A 16596-nucleotide genomic window follows, 5' to 3' on the forward strand; every position below is an offset into this window, starting at 1 on the left:
TCACTCCCCGCTTCGCAAGGCCCTCTGCCACAGGGGGAGAGGGTTAATAAGGCTGGCCGCGTCGTCTGGTTCACCGGCCTCTCCGGCGCGGGCAAAAGCACCCTGGCGACGGCCCTGTTTGAAGAACTGTCGGCGCGCGGCGAAGCGGTGGAACTGCTTGACGGTGACGCTGTGCGCGAGAACCTGTCCAAAGGGCTGGGCTTTTCCAGGGAGGACCGCGACACCAACGTGCGCCGCATCGCCTTCGTGGCGGGGCTGCTCGCCAAGCACGGGGTGACGGTATTGGTCAGCGCCATCAGCCCCTACGCCGACACCCGCCGCGAGGTGCTCGCCAGCTTGCCGAACGCGCTGGAAGTGTTCGTGGACGCGCCGCTGGAAGTCGTCACCGAGCGCGACGTGAAGGGGCTGTACCTCAAGGCGCTCGCCGGAGAAATCCCGCACTTTACCGGCGTCTCCGACCCTTATGAGGCGCCCGAGAATCCCGACCTGCACCTGCGGACTGACCGCATCAGTGTGGAGGACGGGGTGCAACAACTGCTGGGGAGGCTGAGTGATGACCGCTGAAGTAAGAACTCCCGAACAGGGCGGCGGGCCTCTAACGACTGAGCCGCGCGCGCCCCGCAGCGCACCGGGACATGCCGACGCTTCGGCCCCCGCTTTTGGCCCCGAAACCGACCCGCGCGACATCATCCGCTGGGCGCTGGCCGCGCACCCCGACCTGCTGATGCCGAGTGCGTTCAACCTCAACGGCGTGGTGCTGCTCGACCTCGCGGCGCAGGCGGGCTACCGGGGCGAAGTCGTCTTTGTGGACACCGGCTACCACTTTCCCGAAACGCTGGCGACCCGTGACCGGCTGGAAAGCCGCTACCCTGAGCTGACCTTCGTGACCCTGAACGCGGGCGCCTCGCCGGATGACGGACAGACGCCCCCCGATCTCTACGCCAGCGACCCCGATGCCTGTTGCGCGGCCCGCAAGGTGGACCCCTTGCAGCGCTACTTGAAGGAGCAAGGTCCCTCGGCGCTCCTCAACGCCCGCAGCCGCGATCAGGCGAGCACCCGCGCCGACATCCCCTTTGTGGAGGAAGGCGGCGCCCGGCGCCGGGTCAACCCGCTGGCCCACTGGACCCGCGAGCAGCTCGAGGCCTACGCCGCCGAGCACGACCTGCCGGTCAACCCGCTGTACTTCGACGGCTTTCTGAGCATCGGCTGCTGGCCCTGCACCCGCGCCGTGAAACCCGGCGAAGATGCCCGCGCCGGACGCTGGGCAGGCAAAGGCAAGACCGAATGCGGACTGTGGCAGGGCGAGAACAAGTTGTAAGGGCCCCGGCTTTCAGAGGCCTTTCTTTTTCACTGATCAATTGACCTTTCCCATCAACTATCAACCCTCGATCAGCTTCCCCTGACCATCAACGGAGACCCCGCATGACGACCTTCCAAACCGCTCCCGTCACCCTTCCCACGCCTCTGGGCGGTTCGCTGGTGCGCCGCATCTGGCGGCCCGGTCAGGACTTCGACCCCGCTGAACTCGCGGGCCGGCCCCGGCTGGAGCTGAGCAGCCGCAGTCTCGCCGACCTCGAAATGATTGCGACGGGAGCCTACTCGCCGCTCACTGGCTTTGTGGGCGAGGCCGATTACCTCAGCATCATCGAGCACTTGCGGCTGGCGGACGGCACGCCCTGGAGCCTGCCCATCACGCTGCCGGTCACGGCGGAGCAGGCAGCCGGGCTGAGTGGCCGGGTGGTTCTGACCCACGGCGGCGAGCCGGTCGGGACCCTCGACATCGAGGAAAAGTATGCCGCCCAGAAGAGCCTCGAAGCCCGTGAGGTCTACCGCACCGAGGAGGAGGCGCACCCCGGCGTGGCGGCGCTCTACGCCCAGGGCGACGTGTATCTGGCCGGGCCGGTCACGCTGTTCGAGGTGCCGCGCGGCGAGTTTCCCCGCGCCCACCGCACCCCCGCCGAGGTGCGCGAGGTGATCGAGGCGCGCGGCTGGCGCTCGACCGTCGCCTTTCAGACTCGCAACCCCATCCACCGCGCCCACGAGTACCTGCAAAAAGTCGCGCTGGAACTGGTGGACGGCCTGCTGCTGCACCCGCTGGTCGGGCAGACGAAAGGCGACGACGTGCCCGCCGAGACGCGCATGGAAGCCTACGAGGTTCTGCTGCGCGGTTACTACCCGCAGGAGCGCACGCTGCTGAGTGTCTACCCCGCCGCCATGCGCTACGCCGGGCCGCGTGAGGCGATTGTCCACGCGCTGAGCCGCCGCAACTACGGGGCCACCCATTTCATCGTGGGACGCGACCACGCCGGTGTCGGGAGCTACTACGGCACCTACGACGCGCAGGAGATTTTCAACACCTACACCGCCGAGGAACTGGGCATCCGCATTCTGAAGTTCGAGCACACCTTCTATTGCCAGAGCTGCGGCCAATTGGTCAGCCCCCGCACCTGCCCGCACGACTCCTCGCACCACCTCGTACTGAGCGGCACCAAAGTGCGCGAGAAGCTGCGTGCCGGGGAGAACCTGCCCCCTGAGTTCACCCGCCCCGAAGTGGCCGAGGTGCTGAGGAAGGCCTATACCCGTTAAAGTCCTGGCCCTCGCCGCGTCCTTTCCGCAACCCGGCGGGGGACGCGGCTTCTTTTCAGGCCGGTGCGGGCGCATCATCCTCCCCATGATCGAGCACACCCGCACCTACAGCTGGACCGACCCCGAGTTCGATCCCGAAAAGATCAAACACCTCAGCGGCCTCGAATACTTGCAGGCCATCGCACGCGGCGAGATGCCGGCGGCGCCTATCGCCGCCACGCTGGGGATGGAAACGCCCCGGCTCGAAGACGTGCAGGAAGGCCGCGTCGTCTTTCGCCTGAAGCCGCAGAACTTTCAGTACAACCCCATCGGCAGCGTGCACGGCGGTGTCTATGCTAGGCTGCTCGACTCGGCGGTGGCCTGCGCCATTCAGAGCACCCTGCCTGCCGGGGCGATGTATACGACCCTCGAACTCAAGGTGAACTACATTCGCCCGCTGATTGCCGGTGGCCCCGAAGTGCAGGCCATCGGAGAGGTCGTGCATGTGACGCGGCAGACCGGCGTGGCCGAGGGCCGCATTGTGGACGAACAGGGCCGCATCTACGCTCACGCGACCACGACGTGCCTGATCATGCGTCCGCCCCGGCACTGAGCTAGGGCATTTGACAAAAGAGACCATGTGATTTTGACCCTCTACCTTGATGGGAGAGGGCCTCGCGCAGCGAGGGGTGAGGGTGTCTTTTTCTATCTCTGGAATCAAAAAAACCGCTGAGCGCCCGTGACTTGGGCCTCAGCGGTTTTTTAACGCTCTTTACTTCTTCGGTTCGTTCACGATCACGATGCGGCCTTCGGGCTGCGCATTCAGCGTGGGGTTGGCCTTGAGGTAGTTGACGAGCACGTCCACGTCGAGGGTGCCGGTTTCGAGCTTCGGCGCGTCCTTGAACATGGTGAAGCCGTCGCCGCCGCTCGCGGTGAAGTTGTTGGTGGCGACCTTGTAGGCGCGGGCGTCGTCGAGCGGCTGGCCGTTGAGGGTCACGGCGCTCACGCGGCTGCCGGCGGGTTTGGTGGGGTCGAAGGTGTAGCTCATGCCGCGCGAGACGTGCAGGAACTGACCCTTGTTTTCGCTCCAGGTGGCGACGCCGTATTCCAGCGCGGCCTTGAGTTGCGCGCCCGTCAGCGTGATGACGGTCAGGGTGTTGCCGAAGGGCTGCACGGTGATGGCTTCCTCGAAGGTCACCGGCCCCTGGTCGATGCTGGCGCGGACGCCGCCCCCGTTGACGAGCGCGAGTTCGGCCCCGGCGTTTTGCCCGGCGAGCAGCGCGGCGTCGGCGAGGACGTTCGCCATGGTGCTTTCACGGCGGCGCACGACTTCACGCGAGCCGTCGAGCGCGCTGGCGGTGGTGCCCACGACCTGCTGGCGCGGTTGGCGATCGGCACGCTGAGTGTCCCGATCATGCGCCGGGCGGTGTCGTCCTCGGCGATGTCGCTGGTCACGGGGATGGGGTTGCCTTCCCAGGCCGTCACGGCGCCCGCGTCGTCGAACGTCACTTTGAGGCGCCCGAGCACCTTGCCCCATTCCCAGGCGGCGACCAGCAGGGTCTTGTTGCCGTCGGGGTTTTGCACGACGGTCGGGTAAGGGCCTTCCGACGGCGGGAAATCCTTGTTGTCGAAGGTGCCGAGCAGGGTATGGCTGTGCCCGCCGACGATCACGTCGATGCCCGGCACGGTGGCGGCCACCTGCTGCTCGACCGTGTAGCCGAGGTGCGAGACGAGCACGATCTTGTTGATGCCCTGGGCGCGGAGCTGGTCGGCACTGTTTTTCAGCGAGGTCATCAGCTCCAGCATCTTGACGTTGGGGCCGGGGCTGCTGATGGTGGGCAGGTCGGGCGTCACCGCGCCGATCACGCCGATCTTTTCGCCGCCCACGCTCAGCACGGCGTAGGGCTTCACGAGGTCCTTGAGCAGCGGCTCAGTGCTCACGTCGAGGTTGGCGGCGAGCAGCGGGAAGTTCGCTTTCTGGGCAAAGCGGGCGAGCGCGGCGGGGCCGTTGTCGAACTCGTGGTTGCCCACCGCCATCGCCTGATAGGCCTGATAGTTCATGAACAGCACGTCGGCGAGGCCCTGGTACAGGTTGAAAAACAGCGTGCCCTGGAAGGTGTCGCCGCCCGAGAGCACCAGCGGGTTGGGGTCGCTCGCAGTGAACTGCTTGACCAGCGTGGTCTGGCGCGAGTACCCGCCATAGGTGTTTTGCCCCACCTTGGTCGGTTCGAGGTGCCCGTGCAGGTCGTCGGTGTGCAGGATGGTGACGGTCAGCGGCGCCGCCAGGGCCGTGTTCAGGCCGGCGCCGCCGAGCAGGGCGGTCAGCAGAAATAAGGATTTTTTCATAGCCTTCTCAGTATAAAGCCTGGGTTCAGCGCGGCGTCAGCTCCTTCCGGTGACTGCCCCCTCCGCCAGATGGCTCATGCACCCGCGTCGGCCCAGGCGACACACTGCGATCATGACGACGATTGCTCCCCCTGTTCGGTTCGACCCCGCCGCCGCGTCTGCGGCCCAACGCCTCGCTGTGGGTCAACTCCTCGCCGACTGTTACGCCGTCGCCTATCCCGAAGACCCGCCGCTGCTGCCGGAGCGCGAGGCCGACCTGCTTTTGCAAGTCACCCCCGACGAGGCCAACGACCTGTTCGTGAGCTGGGCCGGGGCCCGGGCGCTGGGCTACACGGCGCTCAATTACAGCCAGACACAAAACCTGCACACGGCGCGGGCCCAGCTCCTTGTGCGCCCGGACGAGCGGCGACGCGGGATGGGGCGGGCTCTGGCGGCGGCCCTCACTGAGCGGGCCGGGGAACTGGGCCGAACGACCATCGTCTTTTTCACCACCAACTTTGCGCCGGCGGGGGAACCCTTCGCCCGTTCACTGGGGGCGCAGGTGCGGCTCGACAACCGGACCAGCCGCCTGGAGCTCGCCGCCGTTCCGTCCGACCTTCTGCGCGACTGGCAGCGCCGCCCGGAGGGGGACCCCTACCGCCTGCACCTGTGGGACACCGTTCCCGATGACTACCTGGCCCGCACCGCCGACCTGATGATGGTAATGAACACCGCCCCGCGCGGCAGCGACCAGGAAGACGACTGGGTCGTCACGCCCGAGCTGGTGCGCGCGCAGGAAGCCGAGAGCGCCGCGCTGGGTGAGCGCCGCCTGTTGCTCGCCGCCGAGGACACCCGCACCGGCGAACTCGTGGGCTACACTGAGACGTTCTGGAGCCCCGAACGCGCCGCCCTCGTTTACCAGGGGGCCACCGCCGTGCGCCCCGCCGCCCGTGGGCAACGCCTGGGCAAGTGGCTCAAGGCCGCGATGGTGGAGCAACTTCGCCGCGAGTGCCCCGGCGCCGTGTGGGTCCGCACCAACAATGCCGAGGAGAACGCCGCCATGCTCGCCATCAACGTGCAGCTCGGCTTTCAGCCCTGGGCGCAGACGTTGGAATGGGAGTGGAGCGGGGGCAGAGCGTGAGCCGCCTGATTTACGTGACTGGCGGCGCCCGCAGCGGCAAAAGCTCCTTTGCTGAGCGCCGCGCCGCTGCCGCCGGGGGAGAGGTGACCTACCTCGCCACCGCCCAGCCCTTCGACGACGAAATGCGGGACCGCATTGCCCGCCACCGCGCGGACCGCCCCGCCGGGTGGCGCACGGTAGAAGAACCGCTCGACGTGCCCCGGCAAGTAGAACAGCTCCGCAGCGACGTGCTGCTGCTCGACTGCTTGAGCCTCTGGGTCAGCAATATGCTGCTCGCCGACTGGACCGACGAGGCGATGCTGGCGGCGGCAGACCGACTGCTTGCCGCCTGCGCGGGCGTCCCGACCACCATTCTCGTCACCAACGAGGTTGGGCTAGGCATCGTGCCCGACAATGCGCTGGCCCGGCGTTACCGCGACGTGCTCGGCTGGGTCAACCAGCGCTGCGCCGCCGCGAGCGACGAGGCGTATCTGCTGGTGAGCGGGCTGCCGGTGACGTTGAAGGAGCGGTGACTTTGGACTGGCAAAATGGCGATGACTCGCCGAGCGGCATTAGGTCAATGGTTCGTGCAGTTTTGTGGTCGTTACAGAGGGCGATCAAGATCTTGCTGTCTAGGACGCCATTTGCGCTCCCCCATCCCAACCTCCCCCGCAAGGAGGGAGGGACAAAAAACGCCGTGTTTATCGCAGCTTGGTTAGCTGAATTCCAAAACTGCACGGACTATTGATTAGGTGGCGCCATTGCTTAGTGCAGTTCCCTTTGTCAGCCTTCCCCAGCCTCACTTCACGTCACTCCAGATCCGGCGCTGCACACCCGGACGGAAGCTGCTGCGCGCGTTGCAATTTGCCAGATAGAGCGTATCGGTGAAGAGCGGCCTGACGCCCTTCTGAACTGTGACGCGGTGGGCCGAGATACTGCTGTTCGCTTTACCGCTGTCGCAGGTGTCCAGGAAAGCTTCACTGAGGTCAAGAAACGTCCTGAAGGTGCCGCCAGCCAGAGTGACGACGCTGGCGTTTTCACTGAATTCCCCCATCTGGGGTCCAAAAGCAGCGAGGAAGAGCAGGTCATCGACGCCATCAAGGTTGAGGTCGCCCACATTGCCAATGCTGTCCCCGATATTTTTAACGACACGTACGATGCGCCCACCTTCGTAGACGACCAGGCGGCCGTAATCAGTCCGCATGGGCACAGCTTCGAACGTGTCGCAGAGCATGACGAGGTAAGCCGTCTGCTTGGCCCCTGCACGGGTAAACGAGCCTTTGATCTCGTCACGGACTTCTCCGTTGCCGCAGGGCTTCGTCCCGGTGAACGCCCGCACCTCGCGCAGGATTCTGGCCTGCTGGTTGGCTGAAAGCTCAATGGGGTTATAGAACTTTCGGGTGTCCATGACGACTTGCTGAGCACCGGCCAGACCGCTCAGCAAGACCGTACAGACCATCGCCTGAAGTGCTTTTCGCATAGGACACACTTTAAGGTGACTGAGAATCAGACAGAGGGGAGACGTGTCTTAAGCCAGGGTGTCTACCCCAGTTCACCGTCCCTGCTTATCCACAACAAGTCCTCCGAGCTGGGCGGTGAGTACCACTGACAAAAGCTCTCTATCATACGGCATGTCCCGCTTCACTCCGGTCCGTGTCCGGTGGCTTTTGCTCGCCGTAGGTAGCCTCCTGGCCCACTCCCAGGCTGCGGCCTACACCCTGCCGGTCAACCTCGGGCAGGTCAGCAACCCGGCGGTCCTCAAGGGCAACAAAGACCTTGAGCTGCCCGGATTGAACGCCGCTCAGCAGTCGGCTCTCAGCCGCAACGGGTTCGTGATTGCTCCGGCGCGTTGGCGACAGTTCGACGCGGCCTACGAGCAGGGCCGTTACGCCGATCAGCCGGCCTTCGTGACGACCGACAGCATGTTGCACATCTACCACCTGGTGTTCGACAAGATGTTGCGCGACCTGGAGCGTGAAACCCTCGTACCGGCGGCCACGAAAATGACCAGTCTGCTGCTCAACGACGCGGTGAAGCAGTGGGAGGCACTGAAGGGCACACCGCTGGAGGGAGACGCGCTGAACACGGTGGCGTACCTCGCAGTGGCGCGCCGCCTCAGCGACCCGGCGGCGGCGATTCCGGCACCCGTGCAGAGCGTCGTGAAGGCCGAACTGGCCAAAATCGAGGCCCATCAAGGCATCGCCCCGTCGAGCATCTTCACGGCCAGTGAAATGACGGAGGACTACTCGCAGTACGTTCCGCGCGGGCACTACACCCGCAGCGACGCCCTGAAGCGCTATTTCCGGACCATGCAGTGGCTCGGGCGCATGAACCTGCGGGTAGAAAAACCCGGTGAGACGCGCACGGCGGCGTTGCTGACCACCCTGCTGACCAACAACGCCGAGGCGCAGAAGCTCTGGAGCCGGGTGTACAACCCCACCGCCCTGCTGGTCGGCAAAAGCGACGACCTCGACTTCACCCAGTATGCCCGCGTCCTGAAACAGACGACGGGCGGCCAGGTGAGGGCCCTTGCCGACGCCGCTACCCTGAAGCGCTTTCAAGCGGCCCTCGCCGCGCTGCCGGTGCCGCAAGTCAACAGCGTGTTTGTCGTCGCCAAGCCGGGTGAAGGCAAAGACGTGCGTGAGCGCCAGACCCAGGGGTTCCGCCTGATGGGCCAGCGCTTCACGCTCGACGGGGCCGCCTTTCAGCGCCTCGTTTACCGCGAGGTCGGCACGCCCGCAAAGCCCCGCACGCTGCCGCGCGGGCTCGACCTGCTGGCCGGGCTGGGCAGCGACGCGGCGCTGAATATCCTCAGGAATTCCGGGGAGACGAGCTACCAGAATTACTCTTCCCAGCTGCAACAGGTGCGGACGAGTTTCAAAGCCCTCCAGCCCGCCGACTGGAACAGCACGGTGTACAACGGCTGGATTTACGTGCTGGCCGGCCTGGCGAAGCCTGACCCGCGCGACGCGCGCTACCCGGCGTTCATGCGCACCCCCGCCTGGACCCGCAAGGAGCTGCTGACCGCCCTGGGCTCGTGGACCGAACTGCGGCACGACACCCTGCTCTACGCCAAACAGACGATGGCCGAGATGGGCGCGGGCGGGGAACCGCCCAAGTATCCCCGCGCTTACGTCGAGCCGAATCCGGCGGTGTGGACGCGCCTGAGCGCGCTGGAAGCCCTGACCCGCAAAGTACTGAAAGATCAGGGCGTACTCTCGCAAAAGACGGCCAACAACCTCAACGAGCTGCGCGACATGCTGGCGCTGCTGAACAAGGCGACCACCTCTGAACTGAGCGGCAAACTGCTGTCCAGAGACGAGAACGATCGCCTGCACTTTTACGGCGGCTGGCTGGAACAGATGAAAATGGCGAGCGCCGACCCCACCGAGCCGGGCCAGGAAGCCAGCGAGTTCGACGAGAACGCGATGTCCGCCGTGGTGGCCGACGTCGCCACCGACGGGAAGGAGTTGGCCCTCGAAGAGGGAACCGGCTTCGTCGACGACCTGTACGCGCTGGTGCCCGACTGGAACGGCAAACTTCAGGTTGCGCACGGCGGTGTGTATAGCCAGTACGAGTTCACGGTGCCGCTCTCTGGCCGCCTGACCGACGAGGCGTGGCGCAAACAGCTTTCCGGGGGCAAGCTCCCGCCCGCCCACCCGTGGCTGGACGGCGTGCGGGTGAAATGACCCCCAGGGCTCTGCGAACGCTGACCCGCCTCGGCCTGAGCGGCCTGTGTCTGGGCGGGGGAGCACTGGCGGCGGGGCTCACCCTCGCGCTTGGCGGGGACATCAACCTGGCGCGGGGGGCGTATCAGCCGGGCGGCCAGCCCTTCGCCCCCCTCGCCGGGGCACTCCGGGCGGACGTGGTGCTGGCGAATCTGGAGTCTCCGCTGACGAACCGGCCCAAAGCGACGTCCGGCATCGACCTGCGCGCCAGTCCGGCAGCCGTGGCGGCGCTGCGTCCGTTCACTGCCCTGAGCACCGAGAACAACCACGCCGGGGACGGGGGAGAAGCTGGCCGCCGGCAAAACGAACAGGTGCTGCGCGGCTCCGGCCTCGTGCCGGTGTCCCGGCAGGTGACCTGGCTGAACGTGAAAGGAGTCAACCTCGCCCTGCTTGCCTACCTGGACGACGGCCGGTCCCCGCCGCCGCTCGCGGAGGTCAGGCGGGCCGCAGCGCAGGCCGACCTGGTGGTGGTCTTGCCCCACTGGGGCGCGGAATACAACGGCGTGACCGCGCGGCAGCGCCAGCAGGCCCGGGCGCTGGTAGACGCTGGTGCCGGGCTGGTGGTCGGCAGTGGGCCACATGTGCTGCAAGGGCACGAGTGGCTGGGCCGCGCTCTGGTGCTGTACAGCCTCGGAAATCTGCTGTTCGACCAGCCTTACCCCGCGACCTGGGCCGGAGCGGTGGTGCATGTCACCCTCCAGCAGGGCAAAATGCAGGCGTGCGCCTTCCCCACCTTCAGCCGCGCCGGACGGGTACAGCCGGGCAGAGCAGCCGAACGAACAGCGGTTCGGGAGCGGCTCGGCCTCCCGCTGTGTCCAGCCAGTGAGGAACAGCATGCAACGATTTAATCGCTGGGGCCTGGGGGCCGTCCTGGTGTGCTTCAGCGTGTCCAGCGGGCTGGCCGGGGGAGCGCCGGGAACCCCCTGCACGCAGTTGCACCTGCCTGCGACGTGGGACGTTCGCGCCGTGGCCTACGCCGACGTGACCGGCGACGGGACGCCGGAATGCGTGCTGAGCGTCTGGCGGCCCTGGAAAGACTGGCCCATCGCCCGCTGGTCGGCGTCCGGCACACCTATCACCTCAAACCATGACGCCGGGGGAGACAGTTCCCACGTGGCGGTGCTCAAGCCGCTGCCGGGTGGCAAGTACCGCAACATCTGGGTAGGCAGCGCCCTCTACCGGCCCGTCACGCGGCTCGCCGTGCAGCCGGGCGGCACCCTGGTCACCTGGGAAACCACCTATGCCCAGGGCCGGGAAGGCCGTCCCGTGGCGGTCAGTTCCTGGCGCTGGACGGGGTTCGGGTTCGGCCTGGTGGAGCGGCGTCCGCTGTCAGCTGGGCAGTAGCGCACTGAACAGAATATTTTGCATTTTTCGCCCCTTTACTTGATGGAGGAGGGCCTAGCGAAGCGAGGGGTAAGGGTGCGTTTTTCTGTCTGAGTCCAGTTGAGTGAGCGGTGGCTGTCTAGTAAAGGTCTTTTACCCCTTCTAGTCGGCTTTTCTCCGTTGTCCCTTCCCCTCTTTCGAGTTGTAAAACGACACCCGGTCACAGCGCGGCGCGGGCGCGGGCGTAGACTGCCCGGCATCCAATTCGAGTGGTTAAATCCGAGCTGTTTCCGAGGGGTCTTTGTATGACTGAGCATTCCGCTGGCCTGCCGCTGTCCGGTGTCCGGGTGGCCGACTTTACCCGGGTGTTGACCGGGCCGTACTGCACCATGCTGCTGGGCGACCTGGGCGCCGACGTGGTCAAGGTGGAACCGCCGCAGGCGACGACACCCGCGCCTGGGGGCCGCCTTTTCAGCAACATGGCGAGGCCCGTGAAAGCACCTATTTCCTGAGTGTGAACCGCAACAAACGCAGCGTGCTGCTCGACCTGCGCCGCGAGGAAGACGTGGAGGCGGCGTGGACGCTGCTCGGCACGGCGGACATCGTGGTGGAGAACTTCCGGCCCGGCGCGTTCGACCGCCTGGGGTTCAGCTGGGAGACGCTGCACGCGCGCTTTCCCCGCATCATCCTGGCGAGCATTTCGGGCTTCGGGCTCGACGGCCCTTACCGCGACCGCGCCGGCTACGACGTGATTGCCCAGGGCCTCGGTGGGCTGATGAGCTACAACGGCGAGCCGGGCCGCCCCCCGCAGCGGGTGGGCGTGGCGGTGGCCGACGTGTTCGCCGGGGCGCTCATCACCCAGGCGATTCTGGCGGCGCTCTACCAGCGCGAGCGCACCGGCGAGGGCGCGCGGGTGGACGTGAACCTGCTCGAAGGCGTCATTTCCCTTGGTACCAGCCAGGTCAGCCGCTACCTGACTGGCGGGCAGATTCCGGGGCCGCAGGCAACGACCACCCCAGCATCGTCCCCTACGGCACCTTCGAGTGCGCCGATGGGCTGATCAACCTCGCCGTGGGCAACGACAGCCTGTGGGAAAAGTTCTGCGCCGCGCTGGGCTTCGGCTCGCTGGCCGCCAATCCGCTCTACGCGACCAACGAGGGCCGGGTGCGCCGCCGCGAAGAACTGAACGCCGAACTGTTCCCCGCGCTGATGGGCTTCACCCGCGCTCAACTCAGCGAGAAGTTGGAAGCGGCGGGCGTGCCCTGCGGCCCGGTCAACAACATGCACGAGGTCTTTGAAGACCCCCATGTCCAGGCGCGCGGGGTCGCCGTCCGGGTGCCGCACGCCGCGCTGGAGGAAACCACCGTCACCTCGCCCCCCTGGCGCTTCGGCGGTCAGAGTCTCCCGGTGCGGCGCGGCCCGCCCACGCCGGGGCAGCACACGGCGGAGGTGCTCGCCGAACTGGGCATCGAGCGCGGCGAACGCTAGAGCATTGGACAAAAAGATGGCGCGGCTTCCCAGCGAGCGGACTCGGAGAGCTGAGTCCAGAGCGAGGCCCAAAGACCGAGCAGGACGGAGTGGCAAAGCTGCGGCGCAGGAGATGGAGGGGAGTGGCGAGGCCTATGCCGTCGCCCACGGGTTGCTCGCGGCATGCGGGCGCTGGCCCCAGCAGATGAAAAACACCTGCACCGGCCGGGGGCCAGCGGGCCGTAGGAGCCAGCGGGCTGTAGGCGAAGGTACAGCGGCAGGGCCTCGTCCCAGTTGGCTTGCAGTTGGCTTGGCCGCTGCCCAGCACCGGTTTGTCCCCGGTTTCCAGTGTGGGAAGGCAGGCGTCGTTGCAAGAAAACGCCCGGCCCAGCCCCCAGTCCATCCACATGGCGGAGCGTGACGTGAGCACGGTTTGCGCAGTGGTTTTCAGGCTCTGATACGGTTTCAATCCGATTTCAGAGCATCCGGGTGTAAGCCTGCCCCGGTGACCCGAGCTTTACAGATGCCAGGGTTTCCCTTTACACTTGCCAACAAGCAACAACGTTTCTCCCCGCGAATCAGGCGGGGGCCACGCCCCTGTGCGTGCCCTGCGCCCGGAGGTGCCCTATGTCCGAAACCCGCCTGCTGCACCCGCAGTCCACCGTCCGCGCCCAGCAGATGCTGCCGCGTGGGCACCGCGCCGCCAAATGGCAAGGCGTACCCGACGAGCAGTGGTACGACTGGAAATGGCAGCTCAAGAACCGCATCAACAGTGTGGAGGAGTTGCAGGAAGTCCTGACCCTCACCGAGTCCGAGTACCGGGGTGCGTCCGCCGAGGGCATTTTCCGCCTCGACATCACGCCGTATTTCGCGTCCCTCATGGACCCCGAAGACCCCACCTGCCCGGTGCGCCGTCAGGTGATTCCCACCGAGGAGGAGCTCCAGCCGTTCACCTCCATGATGGAAGACTCTCTCGCGGAGGATAAGCACTCGCCCGTGCCGGGGCTGGTGCACCGCTACCCCGACCGCGTGCTGATGCTGGTCACGACCCAGTGCGCGAGCTACTGCCGCTACTGCACCCGAAGCCGCATCGTGGGCGACCCCACCGAGACGTTCAATCCCGCCGAGTATGAGGCGCAGCTCAACTACCTGCGCAACACCCCGCAGGTGCGCGACGTGCTGCTTTCCGGCGGCGACCCGCTCACACTCGCGCCGAAGGTGCTGGGGCGCCTGCTTTCCGAACTTCGTAAAATCGAGCACATCGAAATCATCCGCATCGGCACCCGCGTGCCCGTGTTCATGCCCATGCGCGTGACCCAGGAACTGTGCGACACGCTCGCCGAACACCATCCGCTGTGGATGAACATTCACGTCAACCACCCCAAGGAAATCACCCCCGAAGTGGCCGAGGCGTGTGACCGTCTGACCCGCGCGGGCGTGCCGCTCGGCAACCAGAGCGTGCTGCTGCGCGGCGTGAACGACCACCCGGTCATCATGCAAAAGCTGCTGCGCGAGCTCGTCAAAATTCGGGTGCGCCCCTACTACATCTACCAGTGCGACCTCGTGCACGGCGCTGGGCACCTGCGCACCACGGTCAGTAAGGGTCTGGAAATCATGGAATCGCTGCGCGGCCACACCTCCGGCTACAGCGTGCCGACCTACGTGGTGGACGCGCCCGGCGGCGGCGGCAAGATTCCGGTGGCGCCCAACTACGTGCTCTCGCACAGCCCTGAGAAGCTGATTCTGCGCAACTTCGAGGGCTACATCGCCGCCTACTCGGAGCCCACCGATTACACCGGCCCCGACATGGCGATTCCTGACGACTGGATTCGCAAGGAACCCGGCCAGACCGGCATCTTCGGCCTGATGGAAGGCGAGCGCATTTCCATCGAGCCGCGCGAATTCAGCGAAAGCCGCCACCGCCCCGGCGCCACACAGCACCGCCTGAACAGCCGCCAAGACAAGTGGGCCGCGCACGGCATCGGGGGCAGCGCGCCCCACGCGGGCGACATGACGAGCGGCGTGAGCGACACCGCGCCGGACGGGATGGTGCAGGCGCCGCAGCCGGTCAGCGGGGACTGAGGCGTGGCAAGAAAGGCCAAGCCCCTCGTCCTTGACCCGGCGTTACAAATCACCGTGGACTGGCTGGAAGAGCAACCGCAGGATATGTGGCTCGCCTTCGTAGAGAACACCAACTACGACTTCGCGGTGGACGCCCTGCGCTGGATGGTGCGGAGCGGGAAATGTGACCGCGCCGTCGCCCTGGCGATGTACTGGAATTTGGCAGCGGGTTATTACGTTCAGTACGCCGCCCGAAGTGAGGTTCCAGCCCACGCGCAGCTCACCTACAACCTCGTCAAGAAGATTGAGCGGATGTTCCTCGCGGGCGAGTTCGCAGAGTCCGACCTTGGCTATGACCCGACCGGGCGACTTGGTGACTACGCCGATGTCCCGGTGGTCACGCCCATTCCCGAAGAACTCAAGCGCCCCATTCCTGGACGCCAGATTGACGAGTTCGCCCTGACGCAAGGCTGGATAAACGGCCTTCCCGCCTTCGTGTACGACGAACTTGATGCCCGCGAGCAGGGCAGCGCCGAGGCCTAAGTTTTTTCAACCTGCAAGGAGCTATCCCATGACCGCCACCCAAGCCAAACCCCGTCAGCCCGACCTCAAGACCTCCCTCCCCGGCCCCAAGACCGCCGAAATCATGGCCCGTGACCAGGCCACCCTCTCCACGTCCTACATGCGCCCATACCCCTTCGTGCCCGACTTTGGTAAGGGCGTGTGGCTCACCGACGTGGACGGCAACACCATGCTGGACTTCTTCGCGGGCATTGCGGTGTCCACCACCGGGCACGCCCACCCGCATGTGGTGCAGGCGGTGCAGCGGCAAATCGAGAAATTCACCCACGTCTGCCTGACCGACTACCCGCAGGAAATCACCACCAGCCTCGCCGAGCGTCTGGTCAAGCATGTCGAGCGTCCGGGCGAAAAGTGGCGCGTCTTCTTCTCCAACTCGGGCGCGGAGGCGGTGGAAGCGGCGGTCAAGCTCGCCCGCAACCACACCGGGCGTCAGCACATCATCTCGACGATGGGCAGCTTTCACGGGCGCACCTACGGCGCGATTACGCTGACCGGCTCCAAGACGAAGTACAAGCGCGGCTTTGGCCCGCTGCTGCCCGCCGTCTCGCACGTGCCCTACCCCAACCCCTTCCGTCCGCCGCTCGGCAGCACGCCCGAAAATTGCGGTCAGGCCGTCATCGACCACATCGAAAGCCTGTTCGTGGGGATTTTGCCCGCCGACGAGGTGGCCGCCATCATCGTGGAGCCGATGCAGGGCGAAGGCGGCTACATCGTGCCGCCCGCCGATTTCCTGCCGGGGCTGCGCGCCCTGTGCGACAAGCACGGCATCATGCTCATCTTCGATGAAGTGCAGGCGGGCATGGGCCGCACCGGGAAGATGTTCTCGTTCCAGCATTTTGACGTGCAGCCCGACATCATCACCTCGGCCAAGGGCATCGCGTCGGGCATGCCGCTCGGGGCGCTGCTGGCGAAAGAAAGCGTGATGACGTGGCCCGTCGGCTCGCACGGCTCCACCTACGGCGGCAACCCGGTCGCGGCGGCGGCCTCGCACGCGACGCTGGACCTACTCGAAGGCCAGGTGAAGCACGAGGGCTGCGGCGACAGCCTGATGGACAACGCCGCGCAGGTGGGCGATTTCATCCTGGGCGAGCTGAAAGGAATGCAGGACGAGTTCCCCTTCATCGGCGACGTGCGCGGGCGGGGGCTCTTTATCGGCATCGAGTTCGTGAAGCCCGACGGCTCCCCCGACGGCGCCCTGCGCGACCAGGCCAGCATGATGATGTTTGAAAAGGGCCTGCTCAACCTGGACTGCGGCGAAGCGGTTATCCGCATCAGCCCGCCTCTCATCCTGACGCGCGAGGAAGCGGCGACGGGGTTGGACATCATGCGCGGGGTGTTTCAAGAACTGAAATAACAGCGCTTTTGGCAAAGGCATTGGCCGGGCAACCGCGCCAGTGCTTTCTCCCGCTTTCCCACCCCCGGAGG

13 protein-coding genes and 2 pseudogenes are annotated in these 16596 nt (G+C 66.1%); 13 read left to right on the forward strand and 2 right to left on the reverse strand.

The window, feature by feature from the left end; genetic code table 11:
* Positions 1–24 precede the first annotated feature (24 nt).
* From cysC to DR_RS13665, 4 genes are all read left to right on the forward strand, one after another.
* Positions 25–564 (forward strand): adenylyl-sulfate kinase, encoded by a 540-nt coding sequence (gene cysC, locus DR_RS13650; protein WP_027479712.1) that lies wholly within the window; start codon positions 25–27, stop codon positions 562–564.
* Positions 554–1318, forward strand: coding sequence for a phosphoadenylyl-sulfate reductase (locus tag DR_RS13655; protein WP_034349823.1), 765 nt, complete (start codon positions 554–556; stop codon positions 1316–1318). Before cysC ends, DR_RS13655 begins: the two co-directional genes overlap by 11 nt.
* Before the next feature lie 104 nt (positions 1319–1422).
* A complete protein-coding gene (sat, locus tag DR_RS13660; protein ID WP_010889276.1) occupies positions 1423–2586 on the forward strand; it encodes a sulfate adenylyltransferase in 1164 nt (387 codons plus the stop codon).
* 85 nt (positions 2587–2671) lie between these two features.
* On the forward strand, positions 2672–3178 hold the full coding sequence (locus DR_RS13665) for a hotdog fold thioesterase (RefSeq protein ID WP_010889277.1): 507 nt from the start codon (positions 2672–2674) through the stop codon (positions 3176–3178).
* A gap of 159 nt (positions 3179–3337) precedes the next feature.
* Here the strand turns inward: DR_RS13665 and DR_RS13670 are convergent.
* Positions 3338–4911 (reverse strand): annotated as a pseudogene (locus tag DR_RS13670) (bifunctional metallophosphatase/5'-nucleotidase).
* Positions 4912–5023: 112 nt separating this feature from the next.
* On the opposite strand from DR_RS13670, the gene DR_RS13675 reads away from it, so the two are divergent.
* Together DR_RS13675 and cobU are read left to right on the forward strand one after the other, a co-directional pair.
* A complete protein-coding gene (locus DR_RS13675) occupies positions 5024–6031 on the forward strand; it encodes a GNAT family N-acetyltransferase (protein ID WP_034349826.1) in 1008 nt (335 codons plus the stop codon).
* Positions 6004–6543 (forward strand): bifunctional adenosylcobinamide kinase/adenosylcobinamide-phosphate guanylyltransferase, encoded by a 540-nt coding sequence (gene cobU, locus DR_RS13680; RefSeq protein WP_010889280.1) that lies wholly within the window; start codon positions 6004–6006, stop codon positions 6541–6543. The genes DR_RS13675 and cobU overlap by 28 nt, the downstream gene beginning before the upstream one ends.
* A 266-nt stretch (positions 6544–6809) precedes the next feature.
* Here cobU and DR_RS13685 read toward each other — a convergent pair whose 3' ends face one another.
* Positions 6810–7490 carry a hypothetical protein gene (locus DR_RS13685; RefSeq protein ID WP_027479715.1) on the reverse strand — a complete coding sequence of 227 codons (681 nt, stop codon included), beginning with the start codon at positions 7488–7490 and terminating at the stop codon, positions 6810–6812.
* A 151-nt stretch (positions 7491–7641) separates the two neighbouring features.
* Here DR_RS13685 and DR_RS13690 point away from each other — a divergent pair, with 151 nt between their 5' ends.
* The 7 genes and pseudogenes from DR_RS13690 to DR_RS13720 all read left to right on the forward strand — a co-directional run bounded on the left by DR_RS13690 (position 7642) and on the right by DR_RS13720 (position 16525).
* A complete protein-coding gene (locus DR_RS13690) occupies positions 7642–9699 on the forward strand; it encodes a DUF3160 domain-containing protein (RefSeq protein ID WP_162177619.1) in 2058 nt (685 codons plus the stop codon).
* Positions 9696–10586, forward strand: coding sequence for a CapA family protein (locus DR_RS13695; RefSeq protein ID WP_027479716.1), 891 nt, complete (start codon positions 9696–9698; stop codon positions 10584–10586). The genes DR_RS13690 and DR_RS13695 overlap by 4 nt, the downstream gene beginning before the upstream one ends.
* On the forward strand, positions 10573–11082 hold the full coding sequence (locus DR_RS13700) for a hypothetical protein (RefSeq protein WP_010889284.1): 510 nt from the start codon (positions 10573–10575) through the stop codon (positions 11080–11082). Before DR_RS13695 ends, DR_RS13700 begins: the two co-directional genes overlap by 14 nt.
* Positions 11083–11450: 368 nt before the next feature.
* Positions 11451–12549 (forward strand): annotated as a pseudogene (locus DR_RS13705) (CaiB/BaiF CoA transferase family protein).
* Between the two features lie 606 nt (positions 12550–13155).
* A complete protein-coding gene (locus DR_RS13710) occupies positions 13156–14610 on the forward strand; it encodes a KamA family radical SAM protein (RefSeq protein WP_027479718.1) in 1455 nt (484 codons plus the stop codon).
* 3 nt (positions 14611–14613) lie between these two features.
* A complete protein-coding gene (locus tag DR_RS13715; RefSeq protein WP_010889288.1) occupies positions 14614–15132 on the forward strand; it encodes a DUF4274 domain-containing protein in 519 nt (172 codons plus the stop codon).
* Positions 15133–15160: 28 nt separating this feature from the next.
* The gene (locus tag DR_RS13720) at positions 15161–16525 is read left to right on the forward strand and encodes an acetyl ornithine aminotransferase family protein (RefSeq protein WP_010889289.1); all 1365 of its coding nucleotides are present in this window, start codon (positions 15161–15163) and stop codon (positions 16523–16525) included.
* The last annotated feature ends 71 nt before the right edge of the window (positions 16526–16596 follow it).

The sequence above is a fragment of the Deinococcus radiodurans R1 = ATCC 13939 = DSM 20539 genome, assembly GCF_000008565.1.
Taxonomy (GTDB): Bacteria; Deinococcota; Deinococci; order Deinococcales; family Deinococcaceae; genus Deinococcus; species Deinococcus radiodurans.

Coding starts and splice junctions, on each gene's coding strand:
- DR_RS13655 (WP_034349823.1), top strand. CDS start 554: ATGACCGCTGAAGTAAGAACTCCCGAACAGGGCGGCGGGCCTCTAACG.
- sat (WP_010889276.1), top strand. CDS start 1,423: ATGACGACCTTCCAAACCGCTCCCGTCACCCTTCCCACGCCTCTGGGC.
- DR_RS13665 (WP_010889277.1), top strand. CDS start 2,672: ATGATCGAGCACACCCGCACCTACAGCTGGACCGACCCCGAGTTCGAT.
- DR_RS13675 (WP_034349826.1), top strand. CDS start 5,024: ATGACGACGATTGCTCCCCCTGTTCGGTTCGACCCCGCCGCCGCGTCT.
- cobU (WP_010889280.1), top strand. CDS start 6,004: ATGGGAGTGGAGCGGGGGCAGAGCGTGAGCCGCCTGATTTACGTGACT.
- DR_RS13685 (WP_027479715.1), bottom strand. CDS start 7,490: ATGCGAAAAGCACTTCAGGCGATGGTCTGTACGGTCTTGCTGAGCGGT.
- DR_RS13690 (WP_162177619.1), top strand. CDS start 7,642: ATGTCCCGCTTCACTCCGGTCCGTGTCCGGTGGCTTTTGCTCGCCGTA.
- DR_RS13695 (WP_027479716.1), top strand. CDS start 9,696: ATGACCCCCAGGGCTCTGCGAACGCTGACCCGCCTCGGCCTGAGCGGC.
- DR_RS13700 (WP_010889284.1), top strand. CDS start 10,573: ATGCAACGATTTAATCGCTGGGGCCTGGGGGCCGTCCTGGTGTGCTTC.
- DR_RS13710 (WP_027479718.1), top strand. CDS start 13,156: ATGTCCGAAACCCGCCTGCTGCACCCGCAGTCCACCGTCCGCGCCCAG.
- DR_RS13720 (WP_010889289.1), top strand. CDS start 15,161: ATGACCGCCACCCAAGCCAAACCCCGTCAGCCCGACCTCAAGACCTCC.